The following is a 17,652-nucleotide window of genomic DNA, read 5'->3' on the forward strand; positions in this document are numbered from 1 at the left end:
AGGGGCCCGAACTCCCGCTGGCGTGGAAGTCCGGGCCCTGCGTCCATGGGGCCGTTGTCCGGCCCGGGCCGCGGTGCTCGTCAGGCCAGGGGCTGGGACGCGGGGCCGTTCTTCAGCTCCTTGCGCACCGCCTCGCTGACGCGGTCGCGGACGACGTCCGCCATGCGCTCACGGAGCTCCTCGCCCACGCGATCGCGGACGGCGGCCACGATGCTCTCGGTGTCGACCTGGCCGGGCCCCTGCGACTGGAAGCCGCCCATGGCCTGCTCACCGTACCCGCCGCGCATCGTCGGGCCCATCGAGGCCATCGACTCGCGGATGGCGTCAGCCATCCGCTCCTTCAGCGCCTCGTGCAGGTGCTCGCGGAGGTTCATGGACAGCCGCTCGTGGAGGGTGTCGACCAGGCGCCCGCGGAGCACCTCGGCCAGGCGCTCCGGGTCGATCTGGCCGACGCCCTGCCGCTGGACGCCCGCGAAGCCCATGGTGCGCTCGCTCATCCGGGTGCGCAGCTCATCGCCCAGCCGCTCGCGCAGCGTGTCGCGCATGCGCTCGCGCAGGCCGCTCTGGACGCGCTCGCGGATGCCGTCCGCGATGCGCTCGCGGACGATGTCGGCGATGCGCTCCGGATCGATCTGGCCGTAGCCCTGCATCCGGCGCTCGGACAGCGCGGAGCGCAGCGTCTCCACCAGGCGCTCCTTCAGCGCCTCGCGGACGCGCTCGCGCACGGCGGCGTGAATCCGCTCGGACATGGTGTCGGCGAGCCGGGTGCGGATGGCGTCGGCGATGCGCTCGGAGTCCATCGGCCCGAAGCCCTCCATGCCCATCCGCCGCTCCATCATCGCGGTGCGCAGCGCATCCCCCAGACGCTCGCGCAGGGCGTCGCGGACGCGCTCGCGCACGACGTAGCCGAGCCTGTCGCGCAGGGCGTCCTCGAGGCTGTTGCGCACGCGCTCGGCGATGCGGGGCGTGTCGATCTGGCCCCCCTGCTGGAGGTTCATCATGTTCTCGGCCAGGGCGCCGCGCAGCGCTTCGCCCAGTCGCTCCCGGAGCACCTCGCGCACGCGCTCGTGCACGCCGCTGGTGATGCGCTCGCGGATGTTGTCGGTGAGGCGGTTGTGGACGGCGTCGGCGATCTGCTCCGCGTCGAACGGCTGCCCGCCACCCTCCCCCTGCTGCATGTTCATCGCGCGCTCGCTCAACACGCCGCGGACCGCTTCGCCGACGCGCTCACGAATCTCCATGCCGATCCGCTCCTCCAGCCCGGAGACGACGCGCTCGTGCACCGCGTCGGCGATGCGGGCCTTGATGGCTTCACCAAACATCTGCTGTCCCTGCATGGGGAACTGTTCCTTGCTCATTGAGCTGCCTCCTGGCGCTGCGGATAGAGCGGCAGGTGAGAAGAGTCCCGGCCTGCTGCTCAAGGCGGACTGATAGAGCCAGACGCAGTCGGCGGATACAGGGCCCGGGTCCAGCGCGGGTGTTGGCGCGTGTCCCGCGAAGTGCCCTCGCTGGGCGGGCTGGACACGCGTGAGCATGAACCAGCGGACTGCGGTCCCCGGCTTCCGGGGATGGGAAAAAAATTGGAACACCGGATGCGGGGGGAGTCCCCTGCCTGTCGAAGTGCGCACCCCCGGCAGCACGGGGGCGCGTGCCCGGGATCAGGGGAGTATCCGGCGCCTCGGCCCTCCGCACCGCGATCCTGTGGGCTGCGCCGCGCAGGGCGGCTCCCCTGGGGCGAAGGCTTTCACGCATCACGGAACCTCACTTGAAGAGCGGTCGCGCCATGCGGCCCTTCTCCCACGTTTCGGATGACCCTGGCCTGGGGCAAGGGAGGGCCCGTGGAGAGGAGAGAAAGAAGAGGCGCTCCCGCCGGATGCTGTCCCTGGACCACGAACCCTGACAGTCGAGCATCACCAATATTCCTGCTGCGCAGGCGTCTACAGGGCACCCTGAGAGGAAGGGCCTTCGAATGCGCCAACCTGTTCGCACGCTCCTGATGACCTGCCTTTGTGTCCTGTCGGCTTGCAAGCCCAGCGACATCACGCCCCGCCCCATCCCCCCTGGATACGGCTTCCCGGGTGACCGGAATGAGATCCAGGGGTGGGCGGATGCGTGGAACACCGCGCGGATCACCACCAAGGCCTGGAACCTCTGGGCGGGTCTGCATGCCGATTCCGGGGAGGTCTACCCGGGAACCGGGCTGCCCATGCCCGTCTGGGACACCTGGAACGGGGAGGAGATCTTCCCGGCCCCGAATCAGCCGACGCCAGACCCGTCGCAGCGCAAGGCAACCCATGCCTTCCACGGGCCCCGGCAGTTCCATCATCCGGCGGGCTCGGGCCCGGCCGTCACCCCGACCGAGCAGCTCGTCTCCTTCAACAAGTTCAATCCGGAGATGGCCGCGTACCTGACGCAGGCCCATCCGCTCACCGCGGGGGGACCGCCCTATTACTACAACCAGTTCACCAGCTTGGCCGCGCTCAACAGCCAGTGGCCAGCCAACACGCCCATCGCGCGGCGGGCGGTGCAGCAGGCGCCATACACCGCGCCCTCCGCGGGGAAGCGGGGCTCGGCGGCCATGGAGCTCAAGCCCGTGCTGTACCTGGTCAAGAAGAGCCAGCCCACCCCGGTGCCCGTGTGGAGGGGATTCGAGGGCAGTCTCCATTCCGCCACCTGCACGCCCGAGCAACAAGAGCAGGACCAGTGCCATCCGACGCCCTCGCTCTGGCTGACGTGCGCCATCGTGGATCCCACGGCGCCGGCGAATGCGCCCATCGCGGAGGCCAGCGCCGAGCAGATCCAGCGCGTCGCGCCCCTCATCGCCCAGGCGAACAACGCCAATCCCGGGGCTCCGATCTTCAGTTGCCAGCGCTACCTGCATGCGCCGCTCTCCGCCCTCTACTCCTTCCGGATGAGCGCCGACGAAGCCCAGGCCTTCAACAGCACCAACATCGAAGGGCTCCAGGCGGAAGCAGGCGATTTCGCCGTCCTTACGGCCATGCACGTCAACACCAAGGAGCTCGTCAACTGGACCTGGCAGACCTTCTGGTGGCAGCCAGGCCTTGACGCGCCCGACGACTTTCCCGGAAGCAAGAAGGGGATGACGGACAAGGTCACGGGGGCGGGGCGCAACTATGCGATGTGCACCGCCTATCGCCAGACCCAGGGCGCGGGGAGCAACAAGATGGTCGTCTGCTTCAATCCGTACCTGGAGACCTCGCCGAACATCCCCCTGGGCGTCCAGAGCAACTGCATGACGTGTCATGGCACCGCGGCCGTGGGCAGCGCCTTCGTGAACACCGCCAGCAGTCCGCCCGCCGCGTGGGCGCCCCAGACGCCCTCGTATCCCTGTGACTACAAGACACCCATTGATTTCGCCACGTACCCGTGGCTCGCGGGCTTCACGAGCACGGACTTCTCCTGGGCGATTCCCGCGGATCCCCAGCCACTCCCCCAGAGCCCGAACAACCTCCCACTCGTCGATACATTGAACTGTCCTTGAGCCGTCGTGAGGAACGGAGTCGGAACGACTGACACAGCAGGGCTTCCACCGCGGCCTTGCGAGTGGATGTGGGCATACGTCTTGAATCATGCTCAACCCGCCGTCCGGCAACTATCTTTACCAGGGAAACAACCCATTCTCGTATAGGGCGGCTGTCGGGTTTGGGCCGGAATCCGACAGTCATTCATTGTCCCTGGGTTCAACATGTCCTTGCGTCGTCTGTCGTTGTGGCTCGTTCCCACCTGCGCGGCCTGGCTCGGCTGCGGAGAAGCCGTGCCTCCCACCGGGCAGGTGGACCCCCTGGATGTGACCGTGGAGGACCCTCGCGAGGGCACGGCGGTCATCTCTGGCGAGGAGTTCCTGCCGGGCTGTGGTGAGCCCGACGCGGGCTCCGGTGAGGCGGACGCGGGCACGCCCGACACCTCCGTGCTGGTGACGGCCGACAGCCGCTTCCACTCCAGCACAGGGGTGACGGTGGTCCCGGAGGACCTGAGCGGCAATGACCTGGAGATCCTCATCCCCCAGGGCACCGGCTATGCGCGGCGCACGGGCACCCCGGTGGCGGGGGGCATGCGCTTCGACAACGTGCCGGACGGCGAGTACTTCCTGCGCTTGAACCGGTTCTACTACCTGTCCCGCGAGCGCCATTTCGACCTGGGCCGCAACCGGATGGGCCGCCCGGACGCTGTCTACTCGCCCTTCTCCGAAGGGACCGCGGCCCTGTCCCTCACCCAACTGGCGCCCTGGCAGGAGTGGACGACCCTCAACGACCCGGGCAGCAGCCTCCAGCTCATCAGCGGGGACGTGGACGTGTACGCCCCGCTCAGTCTCAACGAATACGTGTCGGTCGGGGCCACGACCCTCAACGACCCGTCCGCCTGGATCTACAACAGCACCGGCCGGGGGCTGCCCGTCCTGGACCCCGCGAAGGGCGACCACCTCTACCTGAACCAGCTCAATTCGGTGGCGGCCGGGACGATGCCGAGCGGCGCGCCCATGTCCTACCAGACGGTGGTGAACAGCCTCCAGCCGCCGTCCTTCGCGTTCACGCCGGACGGCACCACGCCGCTGCCGCTGTCAGGCGCCCTGCAGCCCGTCGCGCAGCAGCCCTTCTCCATGGAGTGGCGCCTGTCCGAGTTCACCCGCTGGCGGACGGACTCGAACCCCACGGGCACGCTGAGCTACTCCGCGATGTCCCTGTCGCCCATGCCGTTTGGCGACCAGGACGGCTGGGTGGGCTACCAGGGTGAGCTGTTCACCCTGAGCCTGCCGCGCGGGGAGGACGGCGTCATCGCGAGCCGGCTCGCCTACGGCAATCCCTATCCTTCGAGCTGGGGCGTGGTGGCCACCGTCAGCTATGCGTTCCGGTCCGCGACGCCGGTCGTCATCGGATCCCGCACCCACTACCCCAGCGGCAACGTCTACGTCACCGACCGGCTGGATCCGCTCATCGCCAGCCCCATCCAGCCGCCCATCTCTCCGCCCCGGCAACTGCGCATCGACGGCGTGGATGCCTACACGTCGCGCGTGGTGGGCACCACCCAGCCGGTGTTCACCTGGCAGCCGCCCGTCCTGGGAACGCCGAAGGCCTATGTGCTGTCCATCATCCAGTTGATCGGCACCTTCGACGCCGCTCCGACGCTGCGCTTCTACGTGCCCGGGGACCGGACGCAGGTCCGCCTGCCGCCCAACGTGCTGCTGCCGGGCGCCACGTACTACGCGCGCGTGGCGGCGGACGGCTCGCCCCACTACGAGCCCTGGCGCGCCCCGTTCATCACCGCGGAGAAGCTGCCCGCCGTCAGCTCGGACACGTTCAGCGCCGTCTTCACCACGCCGTAGTTCCATGAAGGTCCCGCCCGCCACCGCGCACCCTGGCGGTGGCGGGGGGATGGGGCTCATGGGCCGCCGGACCTCATCCGGTGGCCGGCTTGCGGCAGGAGCACGGGGCAGCTACCTTCGGGGAAGTCCCTGCATCCACGCAGCCGGTCTCGCCAGCCGGTCCCAACTCGGCGTCTGATTTGTCTTCGGTCCCCAGTCTGGTGTGGTCGTCGCGCGAGAACATCCGCGCGCAACTGCTGTCCCTCCTCGAAACGGTTCCGCTGGAGAGCGTCGACCTTCGAGTTCGGGTCGTCCGCCTGCTCGGAGTTTTCGGAGGGCCGGAGCTGACACCCCTCCTGCTCGAACGGTTCTTCGATGAACGGGAGGGGCTCTCCACTCGAAACAAGGCGCTCGAAGTGCTGGTGAAGCAAGGCGCACCGCTCTCCGGCCCGGACCTCACCCGGATCAGCGAAGTCCCCCCGCTCATCTGCCCCTGCTGTTGCCCGTCCACGGAAGCGCTTCTCACGTTGGCCCGAACGGAGGACGCCTGGGACGCCGCGGAGGCCGTACTGCTCAAGTGCTCGCCCCAACTGCGCGCGCACGTGCTCGCATCCACGGAACGCACGCGCTTTTCCCCACGGCTCGTCGAGTGGCTCTATTCGCGCTGGTTCCTGTACGACCGCCATCCGCTCGCGGAGGGAGATGCCTGGGACCGACGGGCCAATCTCCGGGTGGCGGTGGCGCACCGTGAGCGCCCGGAGGCCAGGAGGCTCCTCGATGCGTGGGCACGCGACGCAGCCGCCGAGGTGCTGAAGTCCCAGCTCCAACAGTCCATCAACGTGCTGTTGCTGCTGCCCTTGCCGGACCTGCTTGCAGCCGTCGGCCCGGAGGCGCTGCTGCGCCTCCTCCATCGCATCGTGCGCGCCGAGAGTGTGGCCCAGACGGTGCCCTACGGCCTCCAGCAGAGCCCGCCGGGGAGCGCCCGGGCCCTGGAGCTGCTCGTGGAGTGGCGCGAGGCTCGCCCCCTCCTGCGTTCGTTTCTCTGTGACTTCGACATCCCGGACGGAGTGCGGCGCTTGCTGCTCCATCACCTCGTTGATCACGACCCCGCCATGGCGGTCCGATGGGCGCTCGCCGCGATGCGGTATCCCGACAACGCGGCCCTCGTCCGTTTCGTGCTCCAGGGCGCGGCCCGGCAGCCCGCTCCCGGAGACCGGCCCTTGTTCCTGGCCGCGCTGCAGGGCGAGGACGCGGAAGGCCAGGGCTTCGCGCTGGAGGGATTGTTCGCCCTGGGCGAGTCGGGCGCTGGCTGGTGCGACCGGCTCACCTCGCTTGTGCATTCGAGCGACGAGCCCGTGCGCCTCCGCGCGGCGGCATGCCTTGTTCGAGAGGGCCAGCGTGAATGGCTGCCGATGTTGAGACAGGCGGCGCTCGAAGCACCGGAGCAGGGGCTGCGCGCGGAGGCGGTGCGCTGGCTTGGCCAGGTGGACGCGGAGGCCAGCCGGCCCATGCTGAAGCAGGTGCTCTCCGAGGTGGCAACGTCTTCACACCCGAATCACGCCTCTGGCGCGGACGAAGCAGCTCGGGCCCTCTCCCGGCAGGGAACGGCCGAGAACCTCTCCGCGTTGCTCGACGCTGCGCTGCGAGGCTGCTGCTCGCCGAGCATCGACCGGGAGCTGGAGGACCATCTGGCGCGACAGGAAGGACGTCTGGCGAAGGGCGTCCTTCCGCCCGGGTCGCGCTGACCGCCGGGGTTCATGCCGCAGAGCGAATATCCATGTCCCCGCCACGAGCGCCGGGGGACATCCGCGCCGGGATCATCGAAAAGCCCTGCCCCATGGGGTTCGACCAGGGCCGCTCTCCGGTTTCATCTCCATCCGAGCACCAGGGCCGCAGGCACTCGCGGCGCGGTGGCCGCGATGGGCGACCCGCAGGGGCGGGCCCGCCGGGAGGGATTCCCCGGGGGCCCGCGGCGACTTGCGGCGCGGAGGATCGGCCTCAGTAGATGCGGAAGTCGTATCCCGGCGGGTCCTGATTGTAGACGTTATGGCCCGAGCTGTTCAGGTTGCTGATCCGCACGTAGTACGCGGAGTTCGCGGGGACGCTGAGCGTCACCCGGGAGGCCTTGCAGGACCAATCGTACCAGACGGAGCAGATGTCATTGTTGGAGGCCACGAGCGCCCCGGGGGCGCCGTTGGCGTAGGCATACACCTCCAGGAAGGTGTCGGCACCGTTGAGGTTGTAGGTCTCGAACTTCGCCGTCATCGCGCCGCCAAAGTAGACGGCGATCCAATCCACGTCCCCCAGCTCGTGGAAGTTGAGGCCCGTCAGGGGAGAGCCCGGGTAGGCGGTGAACTGGGCCGCCGTGTCGTTGTCCTCATAGGCGTCCGGAGGGGGCAGGTGGCAGTACGGAGAGGGCGGGCTGAAGCCGTCGGGAGCACAGAATCCAGCCGAGCAGATGCAACTGCCACGGCAATCCGCGCCCGTGTCGCACTCCCGCCGGGGCGGCGCGCCGCAGTCCGGATTCGGAGGGCCGAATCCGTCAGGCACGCATTGGTTCGCGGAGCACATACAGGCGTCGGCGCAGTCCAGTTCGCTGCCACAGTAGCGGTACGTCGTCAGCGACGACTCCGTCACCGCCTCCACGCTGGCCGGCCCCGTGTCGCGCTCCAGGAGCGTCGTGTCACCGCAGGCCGCGGACAGCAGCGCCAGTCCAAACACGAGAGGAATCAATCGGGTCCGCATTCGCACGTTTCCTTTGCTGGGGAGGACTCCTCCCAGGGTGAAGTCGTGGAGGACTTAGCGCGCGGGTCACGAAATATCAAATTAAACAGACTTTACTGGATATCTTGAAAATTATGCCATGCCAGCGTCCCCGCATCCAATGACAGACAGGGGGACGAGCGCACGGGGACACCTGCCCGCCACCGCGCGCGGACGTGCGAGCTGATTCCCCGGTGATGCGCGTCGCGACGCGGTCTCCCTATCCTTCTCCATGGACCCGAAAACGAGCCTCCCGGGCAAGACGCACCACTACGTGCCCACGCCCTTCCCCGAGTCCAGGGCCTTCCCCTGGGATGAGCTGCTGGAGCCCACGCAGCGGGGGCTGTACGAGTTGCTGTCCTGGCTGGAGGCCGCCTGCGGATGCAGCCTGGGTGAGGGGAAGGTCCGGGACGAGCACCTCTCCACCAGCCTGCTCATCTCCGGCCCCCGGGGCGCGGGGAAAACCACCGTCCTGCTCAGCGCCGTCCAGGCCCTGCGCGACTGGAGGGCGTTCCTCGGGCTGAAGCCAGGCGGGCGCCTGGGGGCGGAGACGCACGAGGCGGTGGCTTCGGGGCCGGAGGCGATGCGCAGGGACCTGTGCACGACGCTCGAGCGCATCGAGGGGCGCGTCGTCTGGCTGGAGCCGCTCGACCTGGAGCCGGTGCCCCCGGGCGCCAACCTCCTGGCCACCCTGCTGGTGCGCGTGCGCGCGGCCCTGGATGCGCCCCAGGAGGGCGCGTCCGCGCGAGGCGGGCATGGCAGGTGGTCCTCCTCCATCCTCGAGGAGAGCGCGGAGGAGGCCTGGGGAAAGCTGGATCACCTCATCCGGGATGCCTCGTTCATGTGGGAGGACAGCGCGTCGACCACCGACACACGCGCGCGCGCGGAGCAGCAGATCAAGGCCGCGGAGATCTACGCCAACTTCCAGCAGCGCTTCGCGGGGGCCATGGAGAACGTGGCGAAGACGCTGTCCCTGCCCCGCTTCGGCACCGCCAGGGGGGAACAGGTCATCCTCGTGCTGCCCATCGACAACGTGGACCGCAGCATCGAACACCTCCACAACATCGTGAAGCTCACCCGCATGGTGGCCAGCCCCCGGCTCTGGTTCGTGCTGGCCGCGGGCCACCAGGAGTTCCAGCTCTTCATGGAGCGCTCCTTCCAGAAGGAGCTCATCCTCTCCGGGCAGGCGGGGATCGGGGCCGTGGGCCAGGACGAGACGCTCTCCATCGCCCGGCGCCAGTCCGCCACCACCCTGCGCCGCGCGCTGCCCCCCAGCTACCGCATCAACCTGGGCCCCGTGGATCCCTACAAGGCATGGGACTTCCGCCCGCTGGGGGTGGAGGCGGAGGACGGAGCGCAGACGCTGGGCGGCCTGCTGGAGCAGCTCCGGCTGCCCTGCGCCCCGACGCGGGAGAAGACGCAGGTGCTGACCTCCTTCGCGGACCTCATCAACCTGGCGCCCCGGCTCTCCGACACGGTGAAGACGACCTACCGCCTGGCCACGCGGGATGGGCGGGACGCGCCCCTGCGCAAGGTCATCCTCACCCCCGCGGGCAAGCTCGCCCTCCACCTGCCCGCGCGCACCCTGCAGGACCTCTGGCACGCCGCCCGGCGCGAACTCTGGAGCACCCGCGCCTCCTCGGAAGAGCCCTCCGTCGCGGATGGAGAGCGCACCGTCCGGGTGGTCACGGAGATGCTGCGCAACGCCATTGACGAAAGCGACCTGCCGGCCTGGGCCAGCCAGCAGTTGAACAACCGCATCCTCCGGTATGACGAAAAGGGGCTCATCTTCCTGGACCTGACGGGCAAGCCGGTGCGCCGCTCCAAGCGGACCACCCTGTCGGACGTCCTGGAGTGGCCGCACGCGGGGCGACCGGGCAATGGCGCCGCGAAGACGGAGCAGCGGCTGCTCCTCAGCGAGCTGCACCTGCGGCACTTCCACGACGTGGTGCTGATGTTGAGCGACCTGGACCGGCCGGGCCACAGCGTGCCCCTGCCCGGCAACGTGACCGGCTGGTTCATGCTGCTGCACGACGCGCTGATGCTGTTCGAACCGCCCCGGGTGCTGAACCTGGACGTGACGCCCTTCGAGATGAGCCCGGAGCTGGTCGTGACGATGCACGAGCTGTGGGTGGAGGCCGCGCCCCACGAACCGCTCGTCCAGGTGGAGTGCTGGTGGAGCCTTCCCACCTGGAAGACCTTCGTCGAGTTCGCCATCTTCACCGCGCAGTGGAAGGCGTTCCTGAAGCGGACGGCGGACGGGTTCTTCAAGGTCGACAACATGAAGGACTCGCGCATGAAGGTCGGCTCCCACCACCGCTTCATCCAGGCGGCCTGGGTGGAGAACATCTGCTCGGTGTCGGGGCGCAAGCTGGGTGGATGGGATTGGGGCGACGCACGCGACCGGGGGGTGGAGGCGGTGATCCTGGAGCAGGAGCGCGCCAGCGCGCTGGAGCCCTACGAGCAGCGGGTGCGCGGCACGGTGGCGAAGCTCGTGGAGGACATCCGGACGAACAGCGTGGGCTCTGATCGGCTGTGGACGGCCCGGGTGTGGCTGCAGAACGCGCTGCCCCTGCTGGTGCTGCCGGAGTTCGCGCCGGCCCCCGCCCTCAGCGAGCTGCTGCGCTGGCAGTCCGGGGAGGCGGGCGAGAACGAGGACTGGGACGAACTGGTGGCCTACTGGGAGCACCATGGGCCCCGCCTGACGCGGCTGCGCGAGCAGATGGTGCGCGCCGCGGTGGGGCGCTCCGGCGCGTCCGAGGCGCTCCGCCGCCACCTGGGCACGGACGGAGGCCAGCTCACGGGCCTGTACTACGACTGGCTCGACGCCGTGGTGCGGACGTGGTTCCGGGTCATGGACCAGGAGGGCGACCACCTGGAGCTGGAGGCGCTGCGCAGGGTGTCTCCCGTGCAGGACCTCCAGGCGGACCCAGGCCATGGGCACTGAGGGACCGCGCCAGTCCCAGGGGAACCTAGCCCCCCGCCGCGTTCCGGAGGCCTACGTGCGCGCGGAGGTGGCCTGCTTCCCGCTGACCAGCCTCCAGGCCTTCAGGGACGCGCTGACGGAGCTGGTGCCATCGCTGGAGGGACGCGACGCGGGCCCCACGCGGGCGCTCTGGCGCGATTGCGAGAAGACCCTGTCGGAGCACGCCAGCGGCTGGTCGCTGGATCGCCTCATCGCCGTCAGGGACGTGTTCTGGTTCGATTCGCGTCGGCACATCCGCGGCCAGCGGGATCCGCCGCGGCGGGTGTCCATGGCCAGCTATCTGGTGCACCTGGCGGACACCCACCTGGAGCGCCGGCCCGGAGTCACCGTCGTGGCGCAGGACACGGAGGCCGGCGCGGTGGACGCCGTCACGCACTACCGCTGGCTCACGTTCGCCCTGCCCGAGGACCTGTTGATGTCGGCCGTGCCGGTGGAGCCGCCACCCACGCGGGTGGACATCGAACCGCCGCTGCTGATGCGCCACCTGCTGGACCGGGGCGTGACGGAGGTCCACCACCACGTCAACGCGGGCATGGACTTCCCGCTGCTGTGGACCTCGCTGCTGTCCGCCATCGCGGACCCGTCCCTGGATGCACGCCTGCTGTCGGGACCGGGGCTCGTCTTCGGCGACGGCGGGACGATGCTCCGCTGGCTGCTGGCGGCCGCGGTGTCCCGCTGCGTCCTGGCGGAGGTCATCCTGCGAGGTGGGAAGCGGCCGCTGCTGGAGTTCGTGGCGGGCCTGCGCGAGTCGTCCGTCTGGCTGCCCCAGCGCCGCCGGGTGCTGGAGCGGACGCTGGAGGCGCTCTCGCGCGCCCGCCTGGAAGTCCTGCCAGAGGTGGACGAACTGCGCGAGCTCTACGGGGACCTCCACCCGCTCGCGGCCCGTGGCGGCACCGAAGCTCCGGAGACCCTCGACGACGTGTGGCGGCGGTGCGATCCCATCGCCCTGCGGATGGGGCTGCACACGCCCAACGCAGGGGAGCGCTGGTTGGTGCGCTACGGGCTGCGGTGGATGCGGCGGATGGAAGAGGCCGGCACGCCGGATCCGCACTTCGAGCGCCTCTTCTGGCAGGTGCAGCGGGTGCGCTGCCTGAGCTACCGCACCTATGTGCAGCGGCCGCTGACCGCGGGCCTCCAGTGGTTCATCCGCTTCTATGATCGCCTGGGCGCGATGAAGCGGCCCCTGCACGCCGTGCGCGCGGAGATCTCCTACGCGGTGGCGGGGGGCGAGCAGCCCATTGCCGCATTGGAGGTGCGCACCCGCCTCATGGACACCTCCATCCAAATGGCGGAGGAGCTGTGGGGGCTGACGCGCTCGTGGCAGCGGGTGCTGGAGCGCGTGGGGCGGGCCACCAGCGACGGCCGTCAGCCGGAGTTCGGCCTGGTGCTGCACCTGCTCAAGGCGCGGGACCCCAAGCGCCACTGGAGGGAGGGCCTGCCGCCCGCGCATGCGCAGGGCACGTACGCGGAGCCGGTTCCGGAGGGCCTCATCCGCCTGGGAGGCCGTTACGCGGACTACTTCGTCTCGCAGTCGACGCGGGTGGAGGCGCTGGTGGACCTGCTGCGGGCGGTGCCGCTGTCGCTCTGGCTGGTGCGGGGGCTGGACGTCGCGTCGGACGAGCTGAGCGTGCCCACGTGGGTGCTGGCGCCGCTGTATCGCTACGTGCGGTGGGAAGCCGCCCGCGCCGCGGTCCGGCCGGCGGCCCGGGGCGCCCCACCCCTCCAGCTCACGGGCCACGTGGGCGAGGACTACCGGCACCTGATGGAGGGGCTGCGCCGCATCTACGAATGCCTGCACTACCTGCTGGACCACCGGGGCGGGCGGCTGGGACACGCCACGTCCCTGGGAGTGGAGCCAGGGACGTGGGCGGAGTCCGTGGGCGCGGTGATGATGCCGGCCGAGGAGCGGCTGTGGGACCTGGTCTTCGAGTGGCGCCTGTACGGCGGCTACCGGCTGCCCCCGGGCCTGAGCGTGGACACCCCGCCGGGACGGCCGCTGCAGGTGGAGAACCTCATCCGCGAGCTGTCCGAGGGCATCTTCGGCGAGTGCATCGCGCCACACGTCCTGGCGGAAGCCCACCACGTGCTGCACAACCTCTGGTGTCCGCCCCTGGCGCAGGAAGGCGTGGGCGTGGGGCTGGACGCGTTCAGCCGGGCTTCCCGACGGCTGGATTGGATCCGGGTGCGCGACTCCCGGCGCGTCCAGGAGCTCATCGAAGCGTACCGGGAGGACGAGCGCGTGTTCCGGCGCGGACAGCAACTGGTGGACATCCCGCTGGATGCCGCGGAGGTGGCCGCGCTGCGCTCCGCGCAGGACGGCCTGCGCCGGTACGTGGGGGCGCGGGGGACCGTCGTGGAGGTGAATCCCTCCAGCAACCTGCTCATCGGCAACCTGTTGGACTTGCGCAACCACCCCATCCTGCGGCTCTTCCCGCCGCGAGCCGAAGCGGGGGCGCCGCCGCCGGTGCCCATCGCGGTGGGCGCGGACGACCCCATCACCTTCTCCACCTTCCTCCTCCGGGAGTACTCCCTGCTGCACGAAGCGGCGCGGAGCGCGGGCTACTCCGAACGCGAGGTGCACGAGTGGCTGTCCACCGTCCGGCAGACGAGCATGGACGCGCGCTTCACCACGCCCTGGCATCCCAGCGCGGAGCGCATGACGGAGGACCTGCTGGACGCGCTGGGGGCCTTCACGCGGCGGCCCTTGGGACACCTTGGGTCCCGGCCCTCAAGGTGAGCCAGGCCGCCTACTCCGGCTTCGCGCGCTGCTCCGGCTTCGCGCGCTGGGAGGCGCCACCGGCCTCCGGGGCACCGCTGGAAGGCAGCAGCTTCTCCGACTGCCCGAGGAGCCTGCTGAGCACCTTGTTCATGATGGAGCTCAGGAACCGGTCCGCGGAGTAGCCCGCGGCCACGGACAGGGCCGCGAGGGTGAAGAAGACAGCGCGCCAATCCCTCACGACGATGTTCAGCAGGGCCGGGTTGTAGTTGGCGGCCTTCACGGGGTCGCGAGGCACCACCGAGAGGATCAGGTTGGACTGCTCGACGAAGAGGAGCGTCAGGGCCGCGAAGGCACCGACGACGGGCTTCACCATCAGGTGGTAGGCGAAGAAGCGGCTCGTCGCCCCCGTCGCGACGACGAAGCGCTCCTTGGACAGCATGTTGGACACCACGGCGCCCGCGGCGCCCACGAGGCTGAGCAGCAGCATCCCCTGGGGAACGAGCTGTTCGGGCCAGGTCGTGACCAGGGATTGGTTGAACCCCAGCAACGCGATGAGGGAGAGCGTGATGAGCAGGACGGTGCTGAGGATCTGGATGGAGACGTTGATGGAGAGCTGCCAGAAGCTCTTGTCCCCCCGGTCATTGATGACGCCCAGCGCGCCCCGCAGCACGTGCCGGCATCGCGTCAGGCGCTCCTGCTCGGTCAGGGAGGCCTCAGGATCGCTTTCGGGAAGCGCCTCGCCCCGGAGCACGCGGACGCTCCGGGGCAGTGGACCGTCGGTCCGCTCCGCGCCCAGCCAGAGCACCTTCTGGGCCGGGTCCGTCACCCGCCGCTCGAACTGCTGCTGAACCTCCAGCGCGTTGGGCAGCAGCATGTGCAGGGGCATGATCAGCAGTTGCAGGCCGTCCACCTCGTGGATGACCTGCCAGAAGGAGAAGGACCAGCGCCAGAGCGGCCTGTCGAGGCAGCGCCGGGCCACCTCCAGCCGCTGGGCGCACTGCTCCAGGATGACCCGGTCCTCGGCCGTCAGATCCTCGCGGACCTGACACAACTCATGGATTGAAGCGGCGTTCTCCAATCTGTTCCAGAGCAACTGGGTCGCCGAGCCATACCTGCCCCGGCGGCGGCGGAAGCCGACGAGCCCGAGGATGGCGGGAGGAGGACCGTCGGAAGGCAGGGTGTCGGAGGCCGCCATGAGGAACACATGGACACGGCGCGGAGGCCTGCCAATCCGGAAGCGGAAGGTGCGGCAACCGCTGCCCTGGGGTCCTGCTCCCATTCACCGCCGCGCAGGAAGCGCGACGGCCACACCCGTCTTGACGCGCTCCAACGTCACGCTGGTGGTGAAGCTGCGGACGTTCGCGTCGCTGAGCAGGGCGCTCTGGGTGAAGGCGTCGTATTCCTCCATGCTCCCGACGAGGACGATGAGGATGAAGTCCGCCTGCCCGGTGACGTAGTAGCACTGCTGCACTTCGGGGAGCCCCTGCATCCGGAGCTTGAAGCGCTCCAGGTCGGCGGTGCGCTCCTGGTCCAGATCCACCGCGACGACACAGGTGATGGGCAGGCCCACGGCCTTCGGCGCGAGTTCGGCGACCTCACGCCGGATGACGCCGACCTCGCGCAACCGCTTGAGTCGGCGTTGGACGGCCGCGGTGGAGAGGCCCACCTCCTCCCCGATGGTGCGCGCTGGAAGCTGCGTGTCGTGCTGGTAGCGCTCGAGGATCCGCAGGTCCAGGTCGTCGAGGGATGCGTCGTCCTTGTGCATGGCGTCCGGTCCGGGTGCGGCATCTGCGCGCGAAGGGGGGCAACAACGCGGCGTGACGCCTTCCCGTGCAACCTATCCTAGCGGGCATGAATCCAGCCGCGGGAGCGGTTGCCAAGGAGCCTCACCGATGATCGATCATCTGGAGCTTTCGACCCAGGACCTCGCCACCGCGACGGCGTTCTACCGCGGCGCGCTCGCACCGCTGGGCTACACGTTGCACGTCGAGGGCAAGGCGAACGGGTTTGGCGCGGAGCCGGCCCGGCTCGACTTCTGGCTGCGCCCGGGGGAGCCCTCCTCTCCGCGCCCGCACTTCGCCTTCTTCTGCGCCACGCGCACCCTGGTCGACGCGTCGTACCGCGCCGCGATGCAGGCGGGGGGCACGGACAACGGAGCCCCGAAGCTGAGGGTGGACATCCATCCGACCTACTACGCCGCCTTCGTTCGCGATCCCGATGGCCACAACGTCGAGTTCGTCTGCCAGGCCTGACGCCCGGCAACTAATTGACAGTCGGGAACATCCCCGGCCCGGATAGGTTTCCGGACCGGGAGGCGTCCACCCTTGCGCATCAGGTCCATCCAGCCGCTGCTGCGAATCCTCGCCCTGGTCCTCGTCACCCCGGTAGCCCACGCCGCCGGGGCGGGTTCGCCCAGGGCGGGCGAAATCATCACGGAAGCCGGTACGACGAAGACAGCTCAAGGCGAGACGGTCTCCTACGAGCTGGGCACCCTGTTCGTGCCGGAGAATCGGGCGGTCGGGAACAGCCGGCTCATTGGCGTGGGCTTCGCTCGCATCAAGGCGGCGCGGCCCACCGGGGCTCCTCCCATCTTCATCCTCCCGGGAGGGCCCGCGCGCAGCTACCTCAATGCCTTCACGGATGAGGATGCCGCCGCGAAGAAGCAGCTTGCGGGCGTGTTTCCCTTCACCGCCGCCGGTGATGTCGTTGTCATGGACCAGCGCGGCTATTCGAAGCGCGGAGAGGAATTGCTGGTGGCGCGTCCACGCCAGCCCCTGGATCGGCCGCGAACCCTGGCGGCGGATGCCGCGGAGATGGTGAAGCTGGCCCAGGACGCGATGGCGGCGCATCCCGACAAGGACCTCGCCGGGTACACCGTCGTCCAGTGCGCGGAGGACGTGAACGACCTGCGCCGGGCGCTGGGCTACGAGCAGATCACCTTGTCCGGGCAGAGCTTCGGCTCCCAGTGGAGCTTCGCCGTGATGAAGCTCCATCCGGAAATCGTGGCGCGCGCCTGGCTCTCCGGCGTGGAGCCGCTCGACAACAGCTTCGACATGCCATCGCACGTCTTCGCGGTCCTGCAACGGATTGCCTGGGACGCGGACCGGGCTCCTGAACTGGCCCCCTGGCTGCCCAAGGGAGGCGTCATGGAGGCCCTGCGCGCCGTTCACGCACGGCTCGCCAGCGGGCCGCTCCGGGTGAAGGTCAAGGACGCGGCGACGGGCAAGCAGCGCACCGTGGTGCTGGGCCTGGAGGACTTCCGGGCCTCGCTGCTGATGCCCCCGGAGGCCTGGCCCGCGTTCGTGCTCTCCCTCTACCACCGGCACTACGACGACTGGGCGCGCGCGGTCCTCCAGGAGCGTCAGGCGGAGACCTCACCGGTCCGAATCCTCGCCCCGTTGATCGACAGCAGCCTGGGCGTGTCCGCGCAACGTGCGCACCTGCTGCGGACCGACCCGGGCACGGAAGCCCTGGGCATGACGGACTTCGACGCGCTCATCGCCTCCGCGGACGCGTGGCCGACGCCTCCCGTGGAGGAGTCGCTCCGACTCCCGGTCCCGAGCCCCATTCCCGTGCTCTTCTTCCACGGGGACTGGGACACCTCCACGCCCATCGACAACACACTGGGCATGCTGCCGTACTTTCCCAACGGCCGGGCCCTGCTGGTCCACCGGGGCGTGCACCACACGCGCGCCCCTGTGTTCGAACAGCACCCCGACATCCTCCCGCGGGTCATCGCGTTCCTGAAGACGGGGGACACGCGGGACTTCCCCGTCAACGTGTCGCTGCCCGTCCCCCCGTTCCAGAAGCCGTCATTCCCTCCGGGGCGGTAGGGTGAACAGGCGAGGGACTCGAACCCGGCTC

11 protein-coding genes are annotated in these 17,652 nt (G+C 69.6%); 7 read left to right on the plus strand and 4 right to left on the minus strand.

The features are described from left to right. Nucleotides 1-80: 80 nt before the first annotated feature. Nucleotides 81-1,358 (minus strand): hypothetical protein, encoded by a 1,278-nt coding sequence (locus D7V88_RS03610; protein WP_120539180.1) that lies wholly within the window; start codon nt 1,356-1,358, stop codon nt 81-83. 611 nt (nt 1,359-1,969) lie between these two features. Here D7V88_RS03610 and D7V88_RS03615 point away from each other — a divergent pair. From D7V88_RS03615 to D7V88_RS03625, 3 genes are all read left to right on the plus strand, one after another. Beyond that, a complete protein-coding gene (locus D7V88_RS03615) occupies nt 1,970-3,502 on the plus strand; it encodes a hypothetical protein (protein ID WP_120539181.1) in 1,533 nt (510 codons plus the stop codon). A gap of 204 nt (nt 3,503-3,706) precedes the next feature. After that, a complete protein-coding gene (locus tag D7V88_RS03620) occupies nt 3,707-5,341 on the plus strand; it encodes a hypothetical protein (protein WP_147448592.1) in 1,635 nt (544 codons plus the stop codon). Nucleotides 5,342-5,520: 179 nt separating this feature from the next. Next, nucleotides 5,521-7,065, plus strand: a complete 1,545-nt coding sequence (locus D7V88_RS03625) for a HEAT repeat domain-containing protein (RefSeq protein ID WP_147448593.1) — start codon at nt 5,521-5,523, stop codon at nt 7,063-7,065. A 253-nt stretch (nt 7,066-7,318) separates the two neighbouring features. Here the strand turns inward: D7V88_RS03625 and D7V88_RS03630 are convergent, their stop codons facing one another. Beyond that, nucleotides 7,319-8,065 carry a hypothetical protein gene (locus D7V88_RS03630; RefSeq protein WP_147448594.1) on the minus strand — a complete coding sequence of 249 codons (747 nt, stop codon included), beginning with the start codon at nt 8,063-8,065 and terminating at the stop codon, nt 7,319-7,321. Nucleotides 8,066-8,315: 250 nt separating this feature from the next. On the opposite strand from D7V88_RS03630, the gene D7V88_RS03635 reads away from it, so the two are divergent. Both D7V88_RS03635 and D7V88_RS42880 read left to right on the plus strand, forming a co-directional pair. Next, complete coding sequence (locus tag D7V88_RS03635; protein WP_120539185.1) at nt 8,316-11,030, plus strand: hypothetical protein; 2,715 nt, start codon at nt 8,316-8,318, stop codon at nt 11,028-11,030. Further along, a complete protein-coding gene (locus D7V88_RS42880; RefSeq protein WP_158624986.1) occupies nt 11,020-13,806 on the plus strand; it encodes an amidohydrolase family protein in 2,787 nt (928 codons plus the stop codon). Before D7V88_RS03635 ends, D7V88_RS42880 begins: the two co-directional genes overlap by 11 nt. Nucleotides 13,807-13,816: 10 nt before the next feature. Here D7V88_RS42880 and D7V88_RS03645 read toward each other — a convergent pair whose 3' ends face one another. Next, nucleotides 13,817-14,983, minus strand: a complete 1,167-nt coding sequence (locus D7V88_RS03645) for a hypothetical protein (protein WP_147448595.1) — start codon at nt 14,981-14,983, stop codon at nt 13,817-13,819. Between the two features lie 84 nt (nt 14,984-15,067). Next, entirely contained in the window at nt 15,068-15,553 is a 486-nt protein-coding gene (locus D7V88_RS03650) for an Lrp/AsnC family transcriptional regulator (protein WP_120539187.1), read from the minus strand. A gap of 127 nt (nt 15,554-15,680) precedes the next feature. Here D7V88_RS03650 and D7V88_RS03655 point away from each other — a divergent pair, with 127 nt between their 5' ends. Both D7V88_RS03655 and D7V88_RS03660 read left to right on the plus strand, forming a co-directional pair. Continuing rightward, nucleotides 15,681-16,040 carry a VOC family protein gene (locus D7V88_RS03655; RefSeq protein WP_120539188.1) on the plus strand — a complete coding sequence of 120 codons (360 nt, stop codon included), beginning with the start codon at nt 15,681-15,683 and terminating at the stop codon, nt 16,038-16,040. A gap of 72 nt (nt 16,041-16,112) precedes the next feature. Further along, nucleotides 16,113-17,621, plus strand: coding sequence for an alpha/beta fold hydrolase (locus tag D7V88_RS03660; RefSeq protein ID WP_120539189.1), 1,509 nt, complete (start codon nt 16,113-16,115; stop codon nt 17,619-17,621). Nucleotides 17,622-17,652 lie beyond the last annotated feature (31 nt).

Source organism: Corallococcus terminator, from assembly GCF_003611635.1.
In the GTDB taxonomy this organism is placed as follows: domain Bacteria; phylum Myxococcota; class Myxococcia; order Myxococcales; family Myxococcaceae; genus Corallococcus; species Corallococcus terminator.